Below are 21,762 nucleotides of genomic sequence, written 5' to 3' on the forward strand. Positions count from 1 at the left end.
GGTCTCCCGGCCCGGCCCGCGGACGGCGTCAGCCCCGGACCTTGCGCGCGAGCTTCTTGCGCAGCGGGGAGCCCTGCGTCTGCTGGTCCACCCAGCCGAGCGCCGGGTGCCGGAGGACCGCCCGTGCGGCGTCGGTGGCCGCCTCGACCACCGCGCTCTTGCGCGGCGCGCCCGGCAGGCGCAGGGCGCCGGCCCGGGAGTCGCTGATGTAGCGACGGCGTTCGCCCTCGGGGAGCCCGGCAAGGAACTCGATGGTGCTGTCGCGGTGCGCCTCGTGCGCCCTCGGCTGCATGCAGTACGCGACGGCACCGACCAGCTCCTGCAGCCGCGCCGGATCCGTGTACGGGGTGTCCTTGCGGTGCAGGGCGTCGATGATCGTCACCGGCATGCGGTTGCTGTTCTCGTACGGCGTGAGCAGCTTCAGGATCCTGCCCGTGTCGACCGCCACGGACGGCACACCGAACACGGTGCGCGCCGTCACGAGCGCGGTGGAGAAGCAGCCCACCATGGCGACGTAGGGACGACCGGCGAGGAGCACCTCCGCCGGCAGCGGGTCGTCGATGATCTCGAACGTGACGCCGGCCGCCGTGGCGGCGTCGGCGAGCGGGGTCGCGAGCGACGGCGGCGCCGACGGGTGCGGCTTGAACCTGACGTGCTTGGCGCCGGACTTGGCGGCCGCACTGATCATGCGCTCGTGCAGGCGCGTCTCGTCGGCCCGGGTCATCAGGCCGAGCGCGGCGAGGTACTGGCCGACGACCAGCGCCGTCGGCGGCTGCTCCTCCTCGGGCGCGGGGTGCGACTTGGCGGCGATCTCCTCGATGATCCCGCGGAAGGACTCGTTGGGGATGATCGTCGGGTCGATGCCGTACTCGGAGAGCAGCACCGGCCGCAGGCCCGGCACGAGGTCCAGGTGCAGGAGGCCCTCGAGCCGCTGCCGGATCTCGAGCGGCAGAGCGCTGCGCGTCGGGCCGTAGCTCATCAGGCCGTCGGCGTACACGGTGACGGGGCTCGAGTGGAAGATGCGGGCCAGAGCCTGCGCCGGGTTGACCCAGACCGACTCCGCCACGATGTCGACGGGCCCGTCGCCGAGACCCCAGTACTTGCGGAGCAGCCGCTCCATCGCCGGACGCTCCCGCTGACCAGGGCTCCAGCCGGAGGGGTGGGTGGGTGCGATGAGGTCGGTCAGGTGGACCGTCCGGTCGAACCTGCGCAGCACCGGGTCCGCGCCCTCGATCTCGTCGAGGGCCGGGGTGAGCTCCGGTGCCGGGGCGTTGTTCACGATCAGCAGCACGCGCTCGCCGTCCGGCGTGCCGAGCAGGCCGGCGTCGACGGCAGCGGCGGCGGTCGCGGCGCCGAAGAGGGTGGATGCGACGACAAGCTGGGTCATCGTGTTGCCTCCTCGGCAGGCTCGAACGAGACGTCCTTGGACAGGTGGGGGAGCAGGCCGTGCAGCAGCCGCTCGCGCTCGCGCTTCAGGTACCGGACCTCGTGGGCGAGGACGTTGGCGGGGATCGCCGCGAACAGGTCCCTGGCGCCGGCCTTCAGGTCGCGCCGGACGTCCGGCGTCATCTTCCGGCTGCGGGACATGTGGTGCGCCACCAGGGCGAACGTGGTCCGCGTCAGCTTGGGCAGGAACCGCTCGGCCTCCTTGTCGGCAAGGATCAGGTCGAGCGTGGTGCGCAGCGCCGGGATGATGTCGAGCTGGCGGCGGTCGTACGTCGAGGTGAGCGAACCCGACACGGAGCGCCGGTAGCAGAGCGTCGGTGCGTCGACCACCGCATAGGAACGCGACTTCAGGAACAGCTGCCAGATCCAGGGCCGGTCCTCCGCGGTGTGCAGGCCCTTGGGGAAGGTCAGCAGCCCGTCCTGCTCGATCGTGCGGTCGAACATGCCGGCCCACGCGTAGGGGTAGTCCACCATCGTGGAGTCCGTGGCCGGGAGGATCGAGTCACGCGGGTTCAGGACGACGCCACGACGGGCCTGCGGGGCGCGCGCGATGTTGCGCTTGCGGCCGTCGACGGTCGTGTGGTCCGAGCGCACGAAGTCGACACGGAAGGCCTCCATGGCATCGGCGAGGACCTCGAGCCTGCGGGGCGCGAGCCAGTCGTCCGAGTCGAGGTAGACGACGTACCGTCCGGTGCTCTCCGCCAGACCCTGGTTCCGGGCGTTCGCCAGGCCGGAGGGTTTGGCGTTGGTCAGGACCTTCAGGTTCGGCAGCCGGGACGAGTAGCTCTCGGCGATGTCGCCGGTCGAGTCCTTGGACCCGTCGTTGACGACGATGACCTCGAGGTCGTGCGGGTCGGGCATCTGCCGGGTGAGACTCGTCAGCGTGTCGGCGATGTAGTTCTCGGCGTCTTTTCCGGGAACGATCACCGATACGCGGGGACGCGCGGGTGAACTCATGTGGTGTGCAGTCCTGTCAGTGGCTTCGGCGGCTGTTGTCGCGTCGCCCGGTCGAGAGGCCGCAGACCGGGCCGGTCACGTCGGTATTCAACCATAGGGCCTTGAAACGGCTCGGGTGCTGTCGAGGCTGTGGCCCCTGTGTGCACTAGTCTTGGCGCCGGTCCCGTGAGCCCATCCTCTCTACGATCACGACCCGCGCGGGGCCAGCGAGGTCGCGGCGAACGAGGTACCCAACACGATGTCCTTACCGATCGACAACGGTCCGGAGACGCCCAGCGGGCGACCGGGAATCGTCATCATCCCCGCGCGCGGGGGCTCACAGGGCGTCCCGCTCAAGAACCTGGCCCGCGTCGACGGGATCACCCTCGTCGGCCGAGCGGTCCAGGCGGCGCTCGCCGCGCCGTCGGTGGCCCAGGTCATCGTCTCGACGGACCACGACGAGATCGCCGCGGAGGCGCGGCTGCACGGTGCGCGCGTCGTCGCGCGCCCCGCCGAGATCGCCGGCGGCACCGCGTCGTCCGAGTCCGCGCTGCTGCACGTGCTCGACCGGGTCGAGGCGGGCGACGGCGGCCTGCCGCCCCAGGAGATCCCGCCGGTGACCGTCCTGGTGCAGTGCACCTCGCCGTTCATCGACCCGGAGGACCTCGACACCGCCATCCGCCGTGTGGCCACCGGTGAGAAGGACGTGGTGGTGGCCGTCTCCGAGACGCACGACTTCCAGTGGCGGCTCGACGACGGTGTGGCGAGTCCTGTGGGACACACCACTGAATACCGGCCGCGCCGCCAGGAGCGGGCGCCGCACTACCGGGAGACCGGAGCCTTCTATGTGATGAGGACCGCCGGGTTCCGTGGAGGCAGCACGCGGTTCTTCGGTGACGTCGGCATCCAGCCGGTCGCCTCCGAGTGGGCCATCGAGATCGACGAGCCGCGCGACCTCTGGCTCGCCCGTCAGCTCGTGGACCAGGTGGACGACGCCGTCCCCGTCCCGCTCGACGTCGACGCGCTGGTCACGGACTTCGACGGTGTGCACACCGACGACCACGCCTTCGTCGACCAGGACGGCACCGAGCAGGTGCGCGTGAGCCGTGGTGACGGCATGGGCGTGTCCCGCCTGCGCCGGACCGGCCTGCCGATCCTCATCCTGTCGACGGAGACCAACAAGGTGGTCGCGTCCCGTGCCGACAAGCTGAAGGTGCAGGTCATGCACGGTGTCGACGACAAGGCGTCGGCCCTGCGGGCCTGGATCACCGAGCACGACCTCGACCCGGCACGCGTCGCCTATGTCGGGAACGATGTGAACGACCTGGGTGCCATGGCCGTCGTCGGCTGGCCCGTCGCCGTCGCCGACGCACGCCCTGAGGTGAAGGCGCAAGCCAGGCTCGTGCTCTCCCGGGAGGGCGGGAACGGTGCGGTTCGCGAGATCTGTGACCGTATACTCGCTGGGCGTCAGGGTGAAGCTGCCCCTAGTTCGGCAGCCGTCCAGACCCCCGTCGTCACCGGTTAGTCCCGACGACATGCAACAGCACTACCCTGTGCTCGACCCTTTCGGAAGGACCTTCTTATGAGCGCGACGAACGCGCAGCCCGCGCCGGTCACCATCGGCGACCTGCAGGTGGGCGCCGACCAGCCCGTGTACGTGATCGGTGAGATCGGCATCAACCACAACGGTGACGTCGAGATCGCCAAGAAGCTGATCGACGTCGCGGTCGAGGCCGGATGCCAGGCCGTGAAGTTCCAGAAGCGCACTCCGGAGATCAGTACTCCGAAGGACCAGCGCGACAAGATCCGTCAGACGCCCTGGGGCGAGATGACGTACCTCGAGTACAAGTACAAGGTTGAGTTCGAGGAGCCCGAGTACACGGAGATCGACGCGTACGCCAAGGACAAGGGCGTGCAGTGGTTCGCCTCCCCGTGGGACGCGCCGTCGGTGGACTTCCTCGAGAAGATGAACGTGCCGACCCACAAGGTCGCCTCCGCCTCGGTCACGGACCACGAGATGCTTCGTGCCCTGGCCGCGACCGGCAAGCCGATCATCCTGTCGACCGGAATGTCGACGCTGGAGCAGATCGACGCCGCCGTGGAGATCCTCGACACGAGCAAGCTCGTGATCCTGCACTCCACCTCGACCTACCCGCTTCCCCCCGAGGAGGCGAACCTGCGCACCATCACGACGCTGCAGGAGCGCTACGGCGTGCCCGTCGGCTACTCGGGCCACGAGACCGGTCTGCAGATCTCGATCGCGGCAGTGGCGCTCGGCGCCGTCGCCGTCGAGCGGCACATCACGCTCGACCGTTCCATGTGGGGTTCGGACCACGCCTCCTCGCTCGAGCCCAAGGGCCTCGAGAACCTGGTGCGCGACATCCGCATCCTCGAGAAGGCGCTCGGCGACGGCCAGAAGCGCGTCATGCCCGGCGAGTTCTCGCCGATGTCGCGGCTCCGTCGCGTCGACGCCTGAGCCGAAGCTGAACTGAAGGCTCTGGCGGTCAGGCACAGCCTGACGCGAAGCCAGTAGGCTCAGGCGCGTCAGACGCGCCTGAGCCGAGCGCACGACGTGGGCTCGGACATCCTCAGCAGGATCCGAGCCCGCGAACTGTTCATTCGTCGGAGGCGGGCGCCGCACGCGCGGTGCCCGCCTCTGATGTACCCAGGACCGGGAAACTCCCGGGCCGGCGCGGTCCGGCATCGTGTCCACGAGAGGGGGCCTCGTGCCCGAGCGGGTAGAGGCGGCCAGCATGCCGTTGGTGACGGTGGTCGCCGTCGTACGTGACGAGGAGCCGTACCTCGAGGCGATGGTGCGGTCGATCCTGGAACAGGACTACCCGCACCCGCTGCACATGGTGCTCGCGGTGGGTCCCTCGAAGGACCGCACGCACGAGATCGCCGAGAAGCTTAGCGCCGAGACCGGCCGTGTCACCGTCGTGGACAACCCGACGGGTTCCAAGCCGCTCGGCCTCAACGCGGGCCTGGCACGAATGCCCGAGGGCCACTCGATCTTCGTGCGGGTGGACGGCCACACGGTCGCGGAACCCACGTACGTGCGGCGCGCGGTGGAGGCCCTCCAGGCCGCGGGGGCCGACGGCGTGGGCGGGCGCATGCTGCCCGTCGGCGACACCCCGGTGCAGAAGGCCGTGGCGCGCGCGATGAGCCACCCCGCAGGCCTCGGCGCCGCCTCCTTCCACACGGGCGGCAGCGCGGGTCCGGCCGAGACCGTCTACCTGGGCACGTTCCGCCGTGCGGCGCTCGAACGCGTGGGCGGGTACTCGCCGCTGTACGTGCGCGCGCAGGACTGGGAGCTGTGCCTGCGGCTCCGGAACAGCGGCAGCCTGCTCTGGTTCGACCCGTCGCTCGTCGTCGAGTACAAGCCGCGCCGGACCTTCGGCGCCGTCGCCACCCAGTTCTGGCGCACCGGCATGTGGCGCCGCGAGGTCGTCCGGCGGAACCCGGGCACGGCCAGCCTGCGCTATCTCGCGCCGCCCACCGCGGTGCTGGTGCTCGGCGTCTCGGTGCTGGCCGCGGTGGCCGGCGCGGTCACGGGTCTGGTCCCGCTGCTCGTCGCGGGACTGGTGCCGCCGGTGACCTACCTCGCAGGGGTGGTCGGGGCCTCCGTGCACGCGGCGACCCGGCGCCCGCGGCTCGACCTGAGCTCCGCGCTGCGGCTGCCCGCCACGATGGTCATCATGCACATGGCGTGGGGTGCGGGCTTCCTGCGCGGCCTGACGGAGCGGGTCCGGGTCGACGACGGCGTCTGACCCGGACCCTCACCGACCCGGCTCGCCGGTCAGGCCTTCTTGTCGAGGAAGAGCAGCCGGACGGGCCGGGTCGACAGCCGGACCACGTCGTAGAGGAACTTCGGCAGGTACATCTGCAGCGCCATCCGGATGTACCGCGACCGCTGCCACGGCTTGACGTCCCGCAGCTCCGTCAGGTTGCCGGCGGCGCGCCGTCCGGCCAGCCGGCGGACGCTCGCCGGCAGCTCCGACTCACCACCGTGCAGGTAGTTCTCGTCGAGCCACGTCGGGTCGGGGTCTGGACCACCCGCGCGGAACGCCTCGGCGGCGTCGGCCACGGACATGACGCACCCGCTGCCTGCGAACGGCTCGTTCAGGAGCTCCGGGGTCACCCCGAAGTCGTCGATGATCGCGGTGGACAGGCCGAGGGCCAGCGACTCCATGGCCGCCGTCGAGCTGACGGTCATGAGCGCGGTGCCCGGCTGCAGCCACTCGGCCATGGGGCCGTCCACGAAGTGCAGCGCGGCACGGTCGTGACCGAGCCGTGCGTGCTCCGCCTCCCAGAGGTCGTCGTACGGGAACGCCTCGTTGTGCGTCTGCCGCTCGCCCTTGCGCGCACGCAGCTTGACGATCACCTCGAAGCCGTCCTCCGAGAGCCGGGCGAGGCGGTCCAGGAGGGTGACCCGGTCGGGCTGGTTGTCGGGCACCTTGGCCTGCGCCGCGAACGCGACACGCTTGACGGCCTCGGTGCCGAGGTTCTGCGACGTGTGCTCGAGGAACGGCAGCTGCGCCAGCGGGACGTCCGGCGTGACGCCCTGCACGGCGAAGGCCTCGCGGTACGCCTCGATCTCGCGGCGGCTGTGCACCACGAACGCGTCGCACCAGCGGCGCCTGGCGGTGCCCTCACGCGTCGCCGGGAGCGCCATGCCGGGCAGCCCGGTGACGAGCGCGGGGCGCCGGTCACCCGTCGCCCGCACGATGACGCGCGCCAGGACTTCCGCGACCGGCCCGGTAGCGGCGATCAGCACGACGTCGGGCACGTCCTCGCGGATGCGTCTGCCCAGCTCACGGAGGGAGAGCACGGAGGGACGCACCACCGACGAGCCCGCGACCGCCGCCGCGATCTGTCCGGTGGTGGGCGCGATCGGAGTCTTGACGATCATCGCCGAGCGGCTCAGGCCGGCGTCGTCCGCGGGGCCGAGGCGGTCGAGCGTCGCGCAGGCCCATTTGAGATAGGAGTCGCTGTCCGCGACCGCGAGCACACGGATGGACGCGGGGACGGCGTGCTCGTCGCTGTTCAGGAGAACCACGCCGCGAAGTCTCTCATGTCTGGAGCGCCCAGGAACCCGGGCCCCGTCATGTCGTCTCCCGTGCGGCGCGGGCGAGCTCGAGCACGCTGCGCAGGTGGGCCCGCAGCTCGGCCGAGGCGTTCGGCGACCACCACGAGTCGGGCACGTCGTGCGGCGTCACGTCCACACCGCGCGGGCCGAGGACGGTGGTGAGCAGCACCGCGGAGGTGGATGGCAGGCTCACGACGCGCTGGCCGGCGGACAGCCCGCGCAGGCGCAGCTCCACGGGGGCGCCCGGCGCGTCGACGACCACACCGGGGAGCTGCCGCAGCCGCGCGAGCACCGGCTCGGTCTGCCGGCGGTGCGGGTAGTAGCGCAGCGGCCCGTCCGCGGCCAGGCCGCGGATCCAGTCGAGGTAGGCGTCGGTGGCGACGAGCCCGTCCGCCGGCATCGCGGAGCCGACGACGACGGTGGGTTCCGTAGGTGCGTCCGACACCACCTGCCGGGACAGCCAGGTGAAGCCGTTGTGCCGCACGTCGAAGCCCTGCGACCGCAGGGCGTCGGACAGCTCCGCCTCGATCGGCAGCGCGGTGAAGATCACCACCCGGCCGTCGGCGGCCAGCGAGCGCAGGCGGCCGGCGGCCACGGCGCCCAGCCGCCGGCGCGCGCCGAGCGCGCGGCCGTTGAGGCGGACCAGCGGTGCCGAGCGGGCGAGCAGGCGGGCCAGCTCGAGGGTCGCCAGGCCGTCGTCGACCAGGACCACCTGCTCGGGGCGGCGCAGCGTGGCGGTGACCTGGAAGAGGCCGGAGAAGGCGTCACCGACCAGCCAGATCGGCTCACGGGCCGTGAGGGCGGTCCGCCGCCCGGCGAGGTCGAAGGTGACGCCGGACGGGAGGTCGAACGTCCGCACGGCGGCGAGCGCGTCGCCGAGCGCGGGGACGTCGTCGCGGACGTGGACGTGCAGCTGTCCGCCACCGAGCCCGGCGGCGTGCGCCTCCAGCGTGCAGAGCAGCTGCAGGGGCGACTCGACCAGGGCTCCGGCGACACGCTGAGCCGAGTTTCGCGGGGTGGTTCGCGGGGTGGGACGTGGCTGACGCACGGTGTGCAGTGTCTCATGTGACCCGTGCCGGACGGCGCCGTACCTGCGCCAGGAATCCCGACCTGTGCGATATGGTTTCTGCCCGGACCGATACGATCCTGCATCCGACTAGAATCTTGGTCAGGGCCGGTGTAACACCGGCCGTGACCCGACAGACAGGTATCTCTCGCATCGTGAGCACACCTACCACCGATGCGGCGAAGCCCCAGGCCGCTCCGGCCAGGGGCGCGAAGCCGCAGCCGCCGCCAGCGATCGTGCCGGACACGACGTCGGCGCAGCGGCAGGCGCTCGCCCAGAAGTACGGGCTGCGCCCCCTGAACGTCCGCCCGCCGCTCGGTGAGTACATCCGCGAGCTGGCGCGACGCAGGTCGTTCATCCGGGTCATGGCGACCTCTACGGCGTACGCCCGCAACCAGCGCAACTACCTGGGCCAGCTCTGGGCGATCCTGAACCCCGTCCTGAACGCGACCATGTACGTGCTGGTCTTCGGCCTCCTGCTGGGCATCAACCGTGGCCTCGAGAACACGATCGCGTTCATCGTGATCGGCACGTTCATGTTCCGGTTCTTCGAGGCCTCGGTGACCGGCGGCTCGAAGTCCATCAGCGGCAAGACGTCGCTGCTGCGCTCGCTGCACTTCCCGCGAGCGGTGCTGCCCATCTCGTCCGTGCTGTCGCAGCTCGCCACCCTGCTGCCCGCGATCGTCGTCATGTGCGGCATCGCGCTGATCAGCGGCTTCGTGCCCGACAACGAGACGATCCACGTCACGTGGTGGTGGCTCCTGATCCCGGCCGCGCTCGCGTTGATGTGGGTTTTCAACACCGGCGTCGCGTTCATCATGGCCCGGCTCGTCGCGTCGACCCCTGACCTCGACAACATCGTCAGCTTCGTCATGCGGCTGCTGATGTTCGGGTCGGGCGTGATCTTCCCGGTGAGCCACTACGTGGACAACCTGAATTTCGGCCCGGTGGGCACGGAGATCGTCGGGGACGTCCTGACCTACCAGCCCGTGGCCGTATACCTGTACCTGATGCGCTCGGTGGTGACCAACGAGTCGACGATGCCGCCCGACAACGGGCTCATGTGGGCCGTCGGCGGCGCCTGGGCAGTGCTGTTCTTCGTGGTCGGGTTCATCGTCTTCTGGCGCGGAGAGGAGAAGTACGGACGTGACTGAGGCAGACGCACACCTGGATTTCGACCTGGAGCTCGAGCCGGAGGACCTGGACGGCGAGGCGCCCACGACCAAGATCGGTGACCCGTGCCTGGTCGTCGACGACCTGCACGTGGCCTACCGCGTGTTCGGCGGGCGCGGCGTGGCCTCGTCCTCCACTGGCGGGACGGTCGTGGAGGTGGAGCGGAAGAAGCCGAGCCTGCTGCGCCGGCTGATCCGGTCCGGCCGCAACCACGTGGGTGCGGTGAGCGAGGTGCACGCGGTGCGCGGCATCTCCTTCAGCGTCAACCACGGCGAGTCGATAGGCATCGTGGGGATCAACGGTTCCGGCAAGAGCACGCTGCTGCGCGCCGTCGCCGGGCTGATGCCGCCCAAGTCGGGCCACGTCTACGTGTCGGGCGAGCCGTCCCTGCTCGGCGTCAACGCGGCGCTGATGCCGGACCTGACCGGCGAGCGCAACATCATGATCGGTGGCCTCGCCCTCGGCCTGACGCCCAAGCAGGTCGACGAGCGGTTCGACGAGATCGTCGAGTTCGCGGACATCGGCGACTTCGTCTACATGCCGATGCGGACGTACTCCTCCGGCATGGGGGCGCGCCTGCGGTTCGCCATCTCGTCGTCGGCCTCGCCCGACATCCTCATGATCGACGAGGCGCTGGCTACCGGTGACGCCACGTTCAAGGCGAAGTCCAAGGCCCGCATCGAGAAGGTCCGCGAGAACGCCGGCACGGTGTTCCTCGTGAGCCACTCGATCTCGACGATCGAGGCCCTGTGCACCCGCACGCTGTGGGTGCACCAGGGACAGCTCGTCATGGACGGGCCGACGCACGAGGTGGCCGAGGCGTACAAGGACTTCGTGCGCGCGCTGCGCCCGCCGCCCAAGCGCCGGCCGGCCGCCAAGCCCGCCTGACGTCCGGCGTCACAGACGAGTGGCCTGGTCCGTCCCCCGGGGGACGGACCAGGCCACTCGTCTGTCCGGACGTCCCGGGCCGGACGCCCGACGGGGAGTCAGCGTCGGAGCAGCTTGCTCAGCAGGCTGACCTTGGGCATCGCGACCTCGATGACCTGGACGTTGTCGCCCACGGGACCGGGGTTGGTGTTCGGCGCGACCAGGACCACGGTGGGCGGGCCGCCGGCCAGCTTGGGCAGCAGCGTGGACGCCGACGGCCCGCGGGACACGAACCCGGCGGCAGGGCCGAACGGCAGGTACCAGGCACCCGCCTCGTTGACGGCGGCGGCGCGGTGGCTGTTGTGGCCGGTGGTGTCGAGCACGACGGCGCCCTCGGGCACGGCGGTGACGTCCAGCGAGTCGCTCGAGGCGTCGGACATCGGCAGCGGCTTGGGCTCGATCTCCGTCGAGTACCCGAGGACCCCGAAGTCCTGGGCGTACTTCGCGGCCACCGCCTCCTGGGCCTTGGGGGTGTAGTACGACTGCCACGACTTGTCGCGCTCGCTGGCGCGCCGCGCGGCCAGGGGCGCGAGCGCGAGCTGCGGGGCACGAGCCTCGGCGATCGCGCGCAGCGCCTTCCAGTCGTGGACGATGCTCTCGAACCGGAGGATCAGGTCCGGCAGGAACGTGCCGTCGGCGTCGATGAGCCGGTCGACCTGCGTGGCGACGTGCGGGTCCGTCCGCTCGTCGCCGAGCTTCGCGGCGACGAGCGCGCACGACTCGAAGTCCTGGCCCTTCTTGAAGCCGAGCCGGCCGAGGCTGCCGTACCAGCCCTTGCCCACGATCTTGTCCGCGTAGAAGGACACGAACCGGTCGTACGGGTTCCGAGCCAGAGCAAAGGTGAGGTAGTCGGCGTACTTGCCGCGCAGGTCCTCCGGGCCGGCCTCGACATAGGGCACAGCCTCACTGTGTGGGTTGTGCCAGCCCCGGTCCCCGACATACGAGGTGAGCAGGGCGGCCTTGACCGCGGTGTTCGCGACCTTGGCCGTTGCGACATAGGCGATCCGGGCGTCGTCCCAGACTGTGATCTTCCATTCCACGCACTGCACTGTAGCCGGTCGGTTTTCGCCATTCCCGGCCGGATCGGGCGGGAATTCACCCTGCTCCGGCCGCTGACCGGCCCGGTCGTGGGCCCGGTCGTGCGGCCCGTCAGCGGTGCGGCAGCGCGGCCATCGCGGCACGGAGCGTGGCGACGGCGTCGGCCACGGAGACCACCGAGGCGTCGATGACGAGGTCGGCGTCGACGGGCTCCTCGTAGGGTGACGAGATGCCCGTGAACTCGGGGATCTCGCCCGCGCGGGCCTTGGCGTACAGGCCCTTGCGGTCGCGTGCCTCGCACACCTCGAGCGGCGTGCTGATATGCACGAGCACGAACTGCGCGCCCGCCTCCTCGGCCAGTGCCCGCACCCTTGCCCGGCCGGCGGCGAACGGTGCGATGGGCGCGGCGACGGCGATGCCGCCGTGCTTGGCCACGAGGGCCGCCACGTAGCCGATGCGTTCGACGTTGGTCTCGCGCGACTCACGGTCGAAGCCGAGGCCCTTCGACAGGTGGTGCCGCACCTCGTCGCCGTCGAGCAGCGTGGTCACCAGGCCGTCGTCGTTCAGCTCGGCGGCCAGGGCGCGCGCCACCGTCGACTTGCCGGAACCGGACAGGCCGGTGAAGAACAGGACGGCGCCCCGGGCGTTGGCACCGCTCGCGGCCCGGTCCACCTCTACCGCCGACGTCGGCGGGTACAGGGCCCGGACCGCTTCCTCCCGCACCCGGGGCAGCGCGGCGACACGCTCCGCCGTGGCCACCGAACGGTGGGCGGCGAGCGTCTCGGCGCGTGCGGCGCCATAGGCGGTGGCCACCTCTTCGAGGGTCGTCCCGGCGGGCCCGGACCACGGCACGACGACGGTGGTGACCTGTGCCTCGACCTGCTCGGACAGGAGGTCGGCGAGGCCGAGCGCCGCTCGCACCAGCCCGGGCGCGCCCACGGCGCCGGGCTCCGGCGTGCGGCGGGCGACGGGTACTAGGACCAGCACGGCGCGGGGCCGGCCGGCGGACACGAGCGCCACGGCGGCGTCGAGCTCGTCGCGGGTGGGCACCTCGGTGACGACCAGCCCGAGGCTGCCGGTGCCGGCCTCGAGGGCCGCCCGTACGTCGCGTGCCGGACGGCGGACCGCCGCGTCCCACTGCGGGCCGATCGCCGTGGCTACCGGCTTGAGCGGCTCTAGCACGTCGGGCTCGCCCGGTCGCGTGGTGAGGCGGGCCAGCGGGGTGTTCTCGGCGTCGGTCAGGACCGCATCGGCCGGGACGCCCGGCAGCGCGGCGGCGAGTACCGGCACGGGGATCGCGCCTCCGAGGGCCAGCTCGAGGTGGTCCAGCTCGTCGTCGGACAGGACACGGGCGGCGGGGTCGGTCATCTGCGGGGGCTCGTCTCTGCTGAGTCTTCTGCTGGGTCGTCTGCGGGGCTGCCTGCTGGATCGTCCACTGGATCGTCCGCCGGGCCCTCGGCAGGGGTCGAGTCTGCTACGGACTCGGCCTGCACCGCACCGAAGCGCCGCTTGACCCAGAACCACACGAGGTTGCCGAGGACCAGCGCGGCCCCCGCTGCGCCCAGCACCACCGGGAGGCTGGCGCCGAGCAGCTTGAGCCCCGACGCGAGCAGCAGGATCGCCAGCGCGCGGCGGATGATGCCGCCCGGCGCGCGCGAGGACACGTGGGCGCCGAACCATGCGCCGGGGATGGCGCCGATGAGCAGGGACGTCGTCAGGCCGAGCGAGAAGTCGCCGTAGAGGAGGTGGCCGAGCGACGCCGCTGCGACGAGCGGCACCGCCTGGACCAGGTCGGTGCCGACCAGCTGGGACGCCTTGAGCGCCGGGTAGAGCAGCAGGAGCACGACGATGACTATCGAGCCGGCGCCGACCGACGTCATGCCGACCAGGAGCCCGGCCACGGCGCCGAGGATCGCTGTCGGGACGGGCCGCACCACGAGCTCGCGCGGCGCGGACGGCCGGGTGGGACCCTCGCCGAGCGCCGACCTGGTCCGGACCATCTGCAGCACCGCACGGACCACGAGGCCGCAGGACGCGATGAGCAGGGCTATCCCGAGCACCATCTTGAGCGCGGTGTCCAGGGAGTCGCCGAACGGCAGCGACTGGATCAGGAGGGCGCCCGAGAACGCCGCAGGCACCGAGCCCACGCACAGCCACAGGACGAGCTTGAGGTTCACCGTCCCGCGGCGCATGTGCACTATCGCGCCCGCCGGCTTCATGAAGAGGCTGGCGACCACGTCGCTCGACACCGCAACCAGGGGGTCGACGCGGAACACGAAGATGAGCATCGGCGTCATGAGCGCGCCGCCGCCCATCCCGGTCAGGCCCACGACAAAACCGACCGCGAGGCCGCCCAGGATCAGGGGGATGTCGATGGTCATCGAGGCTGCTCCGCTGGCCGGTCCGCAGGCCATGCCAGGAGTCCTCTTATTCCGACCAGAACCATCGGGATGGTAGGCATTAACGCTCCCTGAGGTGGTTAGAGGTGGGACAGGGTGCGCTGGCACTGGATCGCATGCCGGAATGGTAGCCTCGGCGCGTCCGCCGGACCTTCACCCACGGCACCTTGGCCCTTGTCGAGGGCCGCGCAGGACGGCCGGATCCCGGAGAAGACGTCCACCCTGGAGACCGATGAACGCCCCGTTCCCAACGCTCCCTCAGGCGTCGCTCGATGACGACGCCCTTGCCAACGCACTCGCCTCGGGAGCGGCGGAGGTGCTCCTCGCGCTCCGCGCCGAGGTCGACGCCGCCGGTGGCTCCTTCGTGGCCAAGGAGTTCAAGGATGCGGGTGACGCCGCGGCCCAGGCATGGCTCGCGGCCGCGCTGACCGCCGCCCGCCCCGCCGACGCAGTCCTCTCGGAGGAGGCCAAGGACGATGCGTCTCGCACCCGTGCAGATCGTGTGTGGATCATCGACCCGCTCGACGGCACCAGGGAGTTCGCCGAACGGCACGCCGACGGGCCCCGAGCCGGGCAGTGGCGCGACGACTTCGCCGTCCACATCGCGCTCTGGGAGCGCGGGGCGGGCCTGACCGTCGGAGCGGTGGCCCTGCCCGCGCGCGAGCAGGTCCTGGCCACCGCGGACGCCGTCGGGCCGGAGGACGACGGCAGGGTTGTCCTGACCGGCGGCCGCCCCTTGCGGATCGCCGCGAGCCGCAGTCGCCCGCCCGCTTTTGTGGCCGCCCTGGCCGAGCGCGACGACGTCGAGCTCGTACCGATGGGCTCGGCGGGCGTCAAGATGATGGCCGTCGCCGACGGTACAGTTGACGCTTATGTCCACGGGGGCGGGCAGTACGAGTGGGACTCCGCGGCGCCCGTGGCCGTGGCACGGTCGCGAGGGCTCGTCTGCACCCGTCTCGACGGATCCGAGCTCGAGTACAACCGGGAGAGCCCGTGGCTCCCTGACCTGTTCGTATGCCCCCCGGCCCTGGCTCAGCACCTGCGTGAGCTGCTCGACACCGTCGGTGTCGCGTCCGTGGTCGGGGCAGATAGCAAGGAAGGTGCTTGAGGAGTGAAGAGTCACGTCCTGAGCCAGCTGCGCAGCCTGGAAGCCGAGAGCATCCACATCATGCGCGAGGTGGTAGCCGAGATGGAACGGCCGTGTCTGCTGTTCTCCGGCGGCAAGGACTCCATCGTCATGCTGCACCTGGCCGTCAAGGCATTCGCGCCGGCGCGCGTCCCGTTCCCGATCATGCACGTCGACACCGGGCTGAACTTCCAGACCGTGCTCGACTGCCGCGACCGGTGGGTGGACCGTACCGGTGTGCAGCTCGTCATCGCCTCCGTCCAGGAGGGGATCGACCGCGGGCTCGTGCAGGAGGAGCCCAACGGCTCCCGCAACCGGATCCAGACGCCGGTACTGCTGGAGGCCGCGGAGAAGCACGGTTTCGACGCCCTGTTCGGCGGCGGCCGGCGTGACGAGGAGAAGGCTCGCGCCAAGGAGCGCGTCTTCTCCTTCCGCGACGACTTCGGCCAGTGGGACCCGAAGAACCAGCGCCCCGAGATCTGGAACCTGTACAACGGCCGCGTCCACCAGGGCGAGTCGATCCGGGTGTTCCCGCTGTCCAACTGGACCGAGCTGGACATCTGGGCGTACATCGAGGCCGAGAACATGGACCTGCCCGACCTCTACCTCGCCAAGGAGCGCGAGGTCGTCGAGCGGAGCGGCATGCTCTACGAGGTCAACGACTTCACCCCGCTCAAGGACGGCGAGACCCCTCGGGTCCTGTCCACGCGCTACCGCACCGTCGGTGACGCGAACCTCACGGCGTGCGTCGAGTCCACCGCGACCACGCTGCGCGACGTCGTCGAGGAGGTCGCGGCGGTGCGTCTCACCGAGCGCGGCGCCACGCGCGGCGACGACAAGGTCAGCGAAGCCGCGATGGAAGACCGCAAGAAGGAAGGCTACTTCTGATGACGACGACTCTCCCTGAGGCCGGTTCGGCTCCCGAGGCGCACGAGGTCGTCAGCGGCGACCTCCTGCGGTTCGCGACGGCCGGCTCGGTGGACGACGGCAAGTCCACGCTGATCGGCCGGCTGCTGTTCGACAGCAAGTCGATCTTCGCCGACCAGCTCGAGTCGGTGGAGCAGGTCAGCAAGGACCGCGGCAACGACTACGCGGACCTGTCTCTCCTGACGGACGGCCTGCGTGCCGAGCGTGAGCAGGGCATCACCATCGACGTCGCGTACCGCTACTTCGCGACGCCCAAGCGCAAGTTCATCATCGCGGACACGCCTGGCCACACCCAGTACACGCGGAACATGGTCACCGGCGCCTCCACGGCGGACGTGGCGCTCATCCTGATCGACGCGCGCAAGGGCGTCGTCGAGCAGTCGCGCAGGCACACGTTCCTCGCCACGCTGCTTGGCGTGCCGCACGTGGTCGTCTGCGTGAACAAGATGGACCTCGTCGACTACGACGAGCAGGTCTTCGAGCGGATCCGTGCGGAGTTCACCGAGTTCGCCTCGCGGCTGCGTGTGCCCGACCTGACCTTCATCCCGGTGTCCGCCCTCGCGGGCGACAACGTGGTGACGCGGTCCGAGAACATGCAGTGGTTCGACGGCTCGCCCCTGCTCAGCCACCTCGAGCGGCTCCACGTCGCGTCCGACCGCAACCTGGTCGACGTGCGGTTCCCGGTCCAGTACGTCATCCGGCCGCAGCAGAACGACGCGCGCGACTACCGCGGCTACGCGGGCACCGTCGCGTCCGGCGTCATGAAGCCCGGCGACCGGGTGCTGGCGCTGCCGGCCGGCCTGGAGACGACGATCGAGTCCATCGACACGGCCGACGGCCCGGTCGCCGAGGCGTACCCGCCGATGTCGGTGACCGTGCGCCTGACGGACGAGATCGACATCTCGCGCGGCGACATGATCTGCCGCCCGAACAACGTCCCGACGGTCTCGCAGGACATCGACGCCCAGATCTGCTGGATGGACGAGGCCGCGTCGCTGGTGCAGGGCAAGAAGTACGCGATCAAGCACACGACGCGGTGGGCGCGGGCGATGGTCAAGAAGATCAACTACCGCGTCGACGTGAACACGCTGCACCGCGACGAGGAAGCGACGGAGATCAAGCTGAACGAGATGGCGCGGATCACGCTGCGCGTGACCAAGCCGCTCTTCGTCGACCCGTACCAGCAGAACCGGCAGACCGGTGCCTTCATCCTGGTGGACGAAGCCACCAACAAGACGGTCGCCGCGGGCATGATCGGCGGGCCGACGCGCTCGTACTGACGAGCGGCAGTACGGGGGATTTCGGACAGGCGCGATGCCGGTACGATCAGCGCGCGGAACCAGAAGGCCGCTGATCCGACATCGCGCCCTGTCCCGTCCTTCCCCTTGCTGACTCTTCCCGAGGAACGATGATCGACACCCGTACTCTGCCTCCTCCCGAGCAGGTCAAGGCGGCCGCTCCGGCCGGTCCGGTTCATCTCTCGGAGATCCACGGCCTGCGCGGTATGGCCCTCGTGCTCGTGGTCCTGTTCCACCTGTTCGGCAACGGCAGGGTGTCGGGCGGCGTGGACGTGTTCCTCGTGGTCTCGGGCTTCCTCGTGACGGGTTCGCTCGTACGCCGTGCCGAACGCGGCAAGCTGCGGCTGGGCGCGCAGTACGCACGGAGCGCCTGGCGGATCATGCCGTCGGCGCTCGTGGTGCTCGCGACGGTCGCCGTCGCCACCTGGTACCTGCTGCCGAAGTCCCGCTGGCTCGACATCTGGGAGCAGGTGCTGGCCTCCGGGCTGTACGTCGAGAACTGGAACCTGATCACCAACCAGCTCGCGTACGGAGCGGCAGGCCCGGCGGCGAGCCCGCTGCAGCACTTCTGGTCGCTCTCGGTACAGGGCCAGTTCCTTCTCGCCTGGCCGATCGTCGTGCTGCTGCTCGGCGGCCTCGCCTACCTCGTGGGCCGCGCGACGCGGACCCCGTCGCTGGTCCGGATCACGATCCTCGTGGTGGCCCTCGCGATGACCGGGGCGTCGTTCGCCTACGCCGTCCACCTGGTCGCGATCGACCAGCAGGTCGCCTACTTCCACTCGCTCTCCCGTGTCTGGGAGCTCGGCGTCGGTGCCGTGCTCGCCCTGGTCGCGCCGGTGCTGCGCCTGCCGCGAGTCGTGCAGGCCCTCGCGGGATGGGGCGGCCTCGCGCTCGTCGTCTCCTCGGGGTTCCTGTTCGACGGCGCCACCCTGTACCCGGGCGTGTGGACCTGGTGGCCCGTCGCCGGTGCGGCACTGGTGATCCTCGGCGCCGGGACGACGTCGGCCCTCGGCCCGCGCCGCACGCTCGAGTGGGGTCCGCTGCGCTTCCTCGCGGACATCTCCTACGAGCTGTACCTCTGGCACTGGCCGATCCTCATCTTCTTCCTGGCGGTCTGGGAGCCGGTGGCGTTCGGCGTCCGCGAAGCAGCGATGGTCCTCGCCGCCTCGCTCCTCCTCGCCTGGGTCACACGCATGATCGTCGCCCGGCCCACCGCGCGCCTCGTCCCGTCGGGCCTGTCGCGCTGGCGGGCGTTCGGGGCCATCGTGACGGCCGTCGCGGTGACGGCGGCCGTGCTGGTCCCGACGTCGAGGGCCATCGACTCCATGGAGCGCGAGCAGGCGGAGCAGCTGCGCGCCTCGTCCGAGCTGTCCCCCGAGCACCCGGGGGCCGCCGTCCTGACCGGTGGTTCGCGGGCGGGCGACGCCGTCCCCGACGTGCCGTTCCGCCCGACCACCGACGTCGCGGCGCTGGACCGCGGCAAGGGGTTCGACGACGGCTGCTTCCAGGAGATCGGGCCGCTGGACCTCGATGCGATCACCTGCACCATCCACGAGCCGGCCGACCCGACCCAGACCGTCCTGATCGTCGGCGGCTCGCACGAGGTGCAGTGGGAGCCGGCGCTCAAGGTCATGGCCGAGGTCTACGACTGGAAGCTCGTGCAGATCGGCAAGGCCGCGTGCCGGCTCACCCTGGAGGACGGCAGCGCCGAGTGCCAGGCCTGGAGCCGCGACGCGCTCGACGCGGCGCTCGCGGTGCAGGCGGACATGGCGCTGGTCGTGACGACGGACGTCCGGTTCGGCAAGCCGGAGCGTGTGTTGCCGGGACAGGTCGACATGTGGCAGCGTCTGTCGGACGCCGGTACGACGGTGGTCGGTGTCCGCGACAACCCGCGGTTCCCCCACGACCCGGTCACGTGCGTCGAGGAGGAAGGGCCCGACAGTGCGTCGTGCCCGGCGCCTCGGGCCGAGATGTACAACCCCGCCTCGCCCGTGCAGGGCTACCCCGGTATCCCGTCGTCGATGGTCCAGCTCGACCTGACCGACGCGATCTGCGGCCCGGTGGTGTGCGAACCGGTGGTCGGCAACGTCCTGGTGTACATGGACGACGACCACGTGAATGCCAGCTATGTCAGGACGATGGTCCCCGTGATCGAGAAGATGCTGCGTGCGCAGGCCGCCTGGCTCTTCCGAGGATGAGGACACGGCCTACCAGACCGGACGGGTAGGATCGACGCCGTCTCGCGATCGACAGGGGAGGACCCTCAGAGTGGCTCGGACCGACGAACGCCGGGGATACATGCGCGCCGATATCCAGGCCCTGAGGACCGTGGCCGTGCTCTCGGTCGTCCTCTTCCACCTCTGGCCGACCCGGCTCAGCGGCGGTTATGTGGGAGTCGACGTCTTCTTCGTGATCTCCGGCTTCCTCATCACCGCGCACATGCTCCGTGACGCGGAGCTCGGGCGGTTCAGCGTCACGAGGTTCTGGGCGAAGCGGATAGTGCGGCTGCTCCCGGCCTCGCTGCTGGTGCTCGCCCTGACCGGGGTCGCCGTCTGGTTCCTCGCGCCCCTGCAGTACTGGGACCAGTGGTTCCGGGAGATCGCGGCCTCTACCGTGTACGTGCAGAACTGGGTGCTCGCGTCGGACGCCGTCGACTACATGGCCGCCGAGAACGTCGCGTCCCCCGTGCAGCACTACTGGTCGCTGTCCACCGAGGAGCAGTTCTACATCGTCTGGCCGCTGCTGATCGCTGGCGCGATCCTGCTCGGCAAGGCAGTGCGGACCTCGTGGCAGCGCCTGGCGGGTATCACCCTCGGCCTCGTCGTCGTCGCGTCGTTCGTCGCCAGCGTCGTGTGGACCGCCGGCGACCAGGCCTACGCGTACTTCATCACGCCGACGCGGGCATGGGAGTTCGGCGCGGGAGCGCTGCTCGTCTTCGCCCCGGCACTTACCCGCTTCCGGACGGCTCTGACCTGGGTCGGCCTCGGCCTGATCCTCGTGGCGGTCCTGACCTTCGAGGCAGCGACCCCGTTCCCCGGCTACTGGGCGGCCATCCCGGTGGTCGGTACGGCGCTGGTCATCTGGGCGCAGGCGCAGGACCGCTTCACCGTGGGCATCGCCAAGCTGCGGCCCGTCCAGTTCGTCGGCGACGTCTCGTACGCGATCTACCTATGGCACTGGCCGCTCATCGTGCTCCTGCCGTTCGTGACGGGCGCGGACCTGCGGACGCTGGACAAGATCGCGATCCTCGCCGTGTCGGTGCTGCTCGCCTGGGGCACGCGTGTCTGGGTCGAGCGGCCGATGATCGAGCGCGGCCGCCTGTTCCGGCCGCGCGTGTCGTTCGTGACCGCGGCGGCCGCGAGCGTGCTCATCGTGGTGCTCGCGATGTCCGGCGGTACGACGGCGGAGCGGCGGATCGAGGCCCAGCTGTCCGCGGCGGTGGACGCGCTGAGCACCGACGCCGAGTGCTTCGGCGCGGCGGCACAGGCACCGGGCGCCTCCTGCGAGGACTCCGAGCTGGAGGGGACCGCGGTGCCGGAGCCGGCAGCGGCCGCCCAGGACACCCCAGGGCCGTACACCGGGCCGGACAAGTGCCCCATCACCATCCGCGGCAGCGGGACGCCCCAGCCCTGCCTGGTCGGAGACCGGGACGGCTCGATGCGTGTCGCGCTGGTGGGTGACTCGCACGCGGTCCAGTACGCGTCCACCTTCACGCGCATGGCGGAGGCGAACGGCTGGGCCCTGGACATCATCTTCAAGCCGGGCTGCCCGTTCTCCGACGCCATGCGCGTGCAGGACGAGAACCTCACGCAGGGCTGCGTCACGTGGCAGGACAACGTGGAGAAGCACCTCGCCGAGCAGGACTACGACCTGGTGGCCACGTCGCAGATGAACGGCGTGGACTGGCCCGCGAAGGACGGCGTCGACCCCGAGCAGTACGCGGTGGACGGGCTCGTGAGCCTCTGGCAGCGGATCACCGCGTCCGGTACGCCCCTCGTCGTCCTGGCCGACAACCCGAAGCCCATGGAGACGGTCATCGAGTGCCTGACCGAGGCGGGGGCCGAGGGCGCGGCGGACTGCGCCACGCCCCGCTCCGAGGCCACCGGCTACTTCGACCCGCAGGCCGAGGCGGCCAAGAAGTTCGCGGACGACAAGGACTTCGCCTACGTCGACCTCACGGACTTCTACTGCGGCGACCAGGAGTGCCTGCCGGTGATCGGCGGCGCCACCGTCTACCGCGACTCGAACCACATCACCAACACGTTCGCCTCGACGCTCGCCCCGTTCGTCATGAAGGACATCCAGCCCCTGCTGAACGGCAAGCGCTGACGGCTGCG

General features: G+C 70.6%; 17 protein-coding genes. 10 read left to right on the forward strand and 7 right to left on the reverse strand.

Features of this window, described 5'->3' with window-relative positions; genetic code table 11:
• Positions 1–28 precede the first annotated feature (28 nt).
• Together AB0F70_RS14325 and AB0F70_RS14330 are read right to left on the reverse strand one after the other, a co-directional pair.
• Complete coding sequence (locus AB0F70_RS14325; protein WP_357449035.1) at positions 29–1,387, reverse strand: polysialyltransferase family glycosyltransferase; 1,359 nt, start codon at positions 1,385–1,387, stop codon at positions 29–31.
• The gene (locus AB0F70_RS14330; RefSeq protein WP_357449037.1) at positions 1,384–2,403 is read right to left on the reverse strand and encodes a glycosyltransferase family 2 protein; all 1,020 of its coding nucleotides are present in this window, start codon (positions 2,401–2,403) and stop codon (positions 1,384–1,386) included. The genes AB0F70_RS14325 and AB0F70_RS14330 overlap by 4 nt, the downstream gene beginning before the upstream one ends.
• Before the next feature lie 238 nt (positions 2,404–2,641).
• On the opposite strand from AB0F70_RS14330, the gene AB0F70_RS14335 reads away from it, so the two are divergent.
• From AB0F70_RS14335 to AB0F70_RS14345, 3 genes are all read left to right on the forward strand, one after another.
• A complete protein-coding gene (locus AB0F70_RS14335; protein ID WP_357449039.1) occupies positions 2,642–3,907 on the forward strand; it encodes an acylneuraminate cytidylyltransferase in 1,266 nt (421 codons plus the stop codon).
• A 57-nt stretch (positions 3,908–3,964) separates the two neighbouring features.
• Positions 3,965–4,858: an N-acetylneuraminate synthase family protein gene (locus tag AB0F70_RS14340; RefSeq protein ID WP_357449041.1), complete on the forward strand. Its 894-nt coding sequence runs from the start codon at positions 3,965–3,967 to the stop codon at positions 4,856–4,858.
• Between the two features lie 277 nt (positions 4,859–5,135).
• Entirely contained in the window at positions 5,136–6,152 is a 1,017-nt protein-coding gene (locus AB0F70_RS14345; RefSeq protein WP_357449043.1) for a glycosyltransferase family 2 protein, read from the forward strand.
• 29 nt (positions 6,153–6,181) lie between these two features.
• On the opposite strand, the gene AB0F70_RS14350 is transcribed toward AB0F70_RS14345, so the two are convergent.
• Both AB0F70_RS14350 and AB0F70_RS14355 read right to left on the reverse strand, forming a co-directional pair.
• Positions 6,182–7,441, reverse strand: coding sequence for a DUF6716 putative glycosyltransferase (locus AB0F70_RS14350; protein WP_357449045.1), 1,260 nt, complete (start codon positions 7,439–7,441; stop codon positions 6,182–6,184).
• A 46-nt stretch (positions 7,442–7,487) separates the two neighbouring features.
• Positions 7,488–8,519, reverse strand: coding sequence for a hypothetical protein (locus AB0F70_RS14355; RefSeq protein WP_357449048.1), 1,032 nt, complete (start codon positions 8,517–8,519; stop codon positions 7,488–7,490).
• 173 nt (positions 8,520–8,692) lie between these two features.
• On the opposite strand from AB0F70_RS14355, the gene AB0F70_RS14360 reads away from it, so the two are divergent.
• Positions 8,693–9,691, forward strand: a complete 999-nt coding sequence (locus AB0F70_RS14360; protein WP_357449050.1) for an ABC transporter permease — start codon at positions 8,693–8,695, stop codon at positions 9,689–9,691.
• Complete coding sequence (locus tag AB0F70_RS14365; protein WP_357449052.1) at positions 9,684–10,598, forward strand: ABC transporter ATP-binding protein; 915 nt, start codon at positions 9,684–9,686, stop codon at positions 10,596–10,598. The genes AB0F70_RS14360 and AB0F70_RS14365 overlap by 8 nt, the downstream gene beginning before the upstream one ends.
• Positions 10,599–10,696: 98 nt before the next feature.
• On the opposite strand, the gene AB0F70_RS14370 is transcribed toward AB0F70_RS14365, so the two are convergent.
• From AB0F70_RS14370 to AB0F70_RS14380, 3 genes are all read right to left on the reverse strand, one after another.
• Positions 10,697–11,677: a sulfotransferase family 2 domain-containing protein gene (locus AB0F70_RS14370; RefSeq protein ID WP_357449054.1), complete on the reverse strand. Its 981-nt coding sequence runs from the start codon at positions 11,675–11,677 to the stop codon at positions 10,697–10,699.
• A 109-nt stretch (positions 11,678–11,786) separates the two neighbouring features.
• Positions 11,787–13,043, reverse strand: a complete 1,257-nt coding sequence (gene cysC / locus AB0F70_RS14375; protein WP_357449056.1) for an adenylyl-sulfate kinase — start codon at positions 13,041–13,043, stop codon at positions 11,787–11,789.
• Positions 13,040–14,056 carry a sulfite exporter TauE/SafE family protein gene (locus tag AB0F70_RS14380; RefSeq protein WP_357449058.1) on the reverse strand — a complete coding sequence of 339 codons (1,017 nt, stop codon included), beginning with the start codon at positions 14,054–14,056 and terminating at the stop codon, positions 13,040–13,042. The genes cysC and AB0F70_RS14380 overlap by 4 nt, the downstream gene beginning before the upstream one ends.
• 250 nt (positions 14,057–14,306) lie before the next feature.
• On the opposite strand from AB0F70_RS14380, the gene AB0F70_RS14385 reads away from it, so the two are divergent.
• The 5 genes from AB0F70_RS14385 (at position 14,307) to AB0F70_RS14405 (ending at position 21,754) form a co-directional block, all read left to right on the forward strand.
• Positions 14,307–15,182, forward strand: coding sequence for a 3'(2'),5'-bisphosphate nucleotidase CysQ (locus AB0F70_RS14385; protein WP_357449060.1), 876 nt, complete (start codon positions 14,307–14,309; stop codon positions 15,180–15,182).
• A gap of 3 nt (positions 15,183–15,185) precedes the next feature.
• Positions 15,186–16,088 (forward strand): sulfate adenylyltransferase subunit CysD, encoded by a 903-nt coding sequence (gene cysD / locus AB0F70_RS14390; RefSeq protein WP_357449062.1) that lies wholly within the window; start codon positions 15,186–15,188, stop codon positions 16,086–16,088.
• Entirely contained in the window at positions 16,088–17,407 is a 1,320-nt protein-coding gene (gene cysN, locus AB0F70_RS14395) for a sulfate adenylyltransferase subunit CysN (RefSeq protein ID WP_357449064.1), read from the forward strand. The genes cysD and cysN overlap by 1 nt, the downstream gene beginning before the upstream one ends.
• A gap of 128 nt (positions 17,408–17,535) precedes the next feature.
• A complete protein-coding gene (locus AB0F70_RS14400) occupies positions 17,536–19,623 on the forward strand; it encodes an acyltransferase family protein (RefSeq protein WP_357449066.1) in 2,088 nt (695 codons plus the stop codon).
• Between the two features lie 70 nt (positions 19,624–19,693).
• Entirely contained in the window at positions 19,694–21,754 is a 2,061-nt protein-coding gene (locus AB0F70_RS14405; protein ID WP_357449068.1) for an acyltransferase family protein, read from the forward strand.
• Positions 21,755–21,762: the final 8 nt, after the last annotated feature.

The sequence above is a fragment of the Promicromonospora sp. NPDC023805 genome (assembly GCF_040639635.1).
Classification (GTDB): Bacteria; Actinomycetota; Actinomycetes; order Actinomycetales; family Cellulomonadaceae; genus Promicromonospora.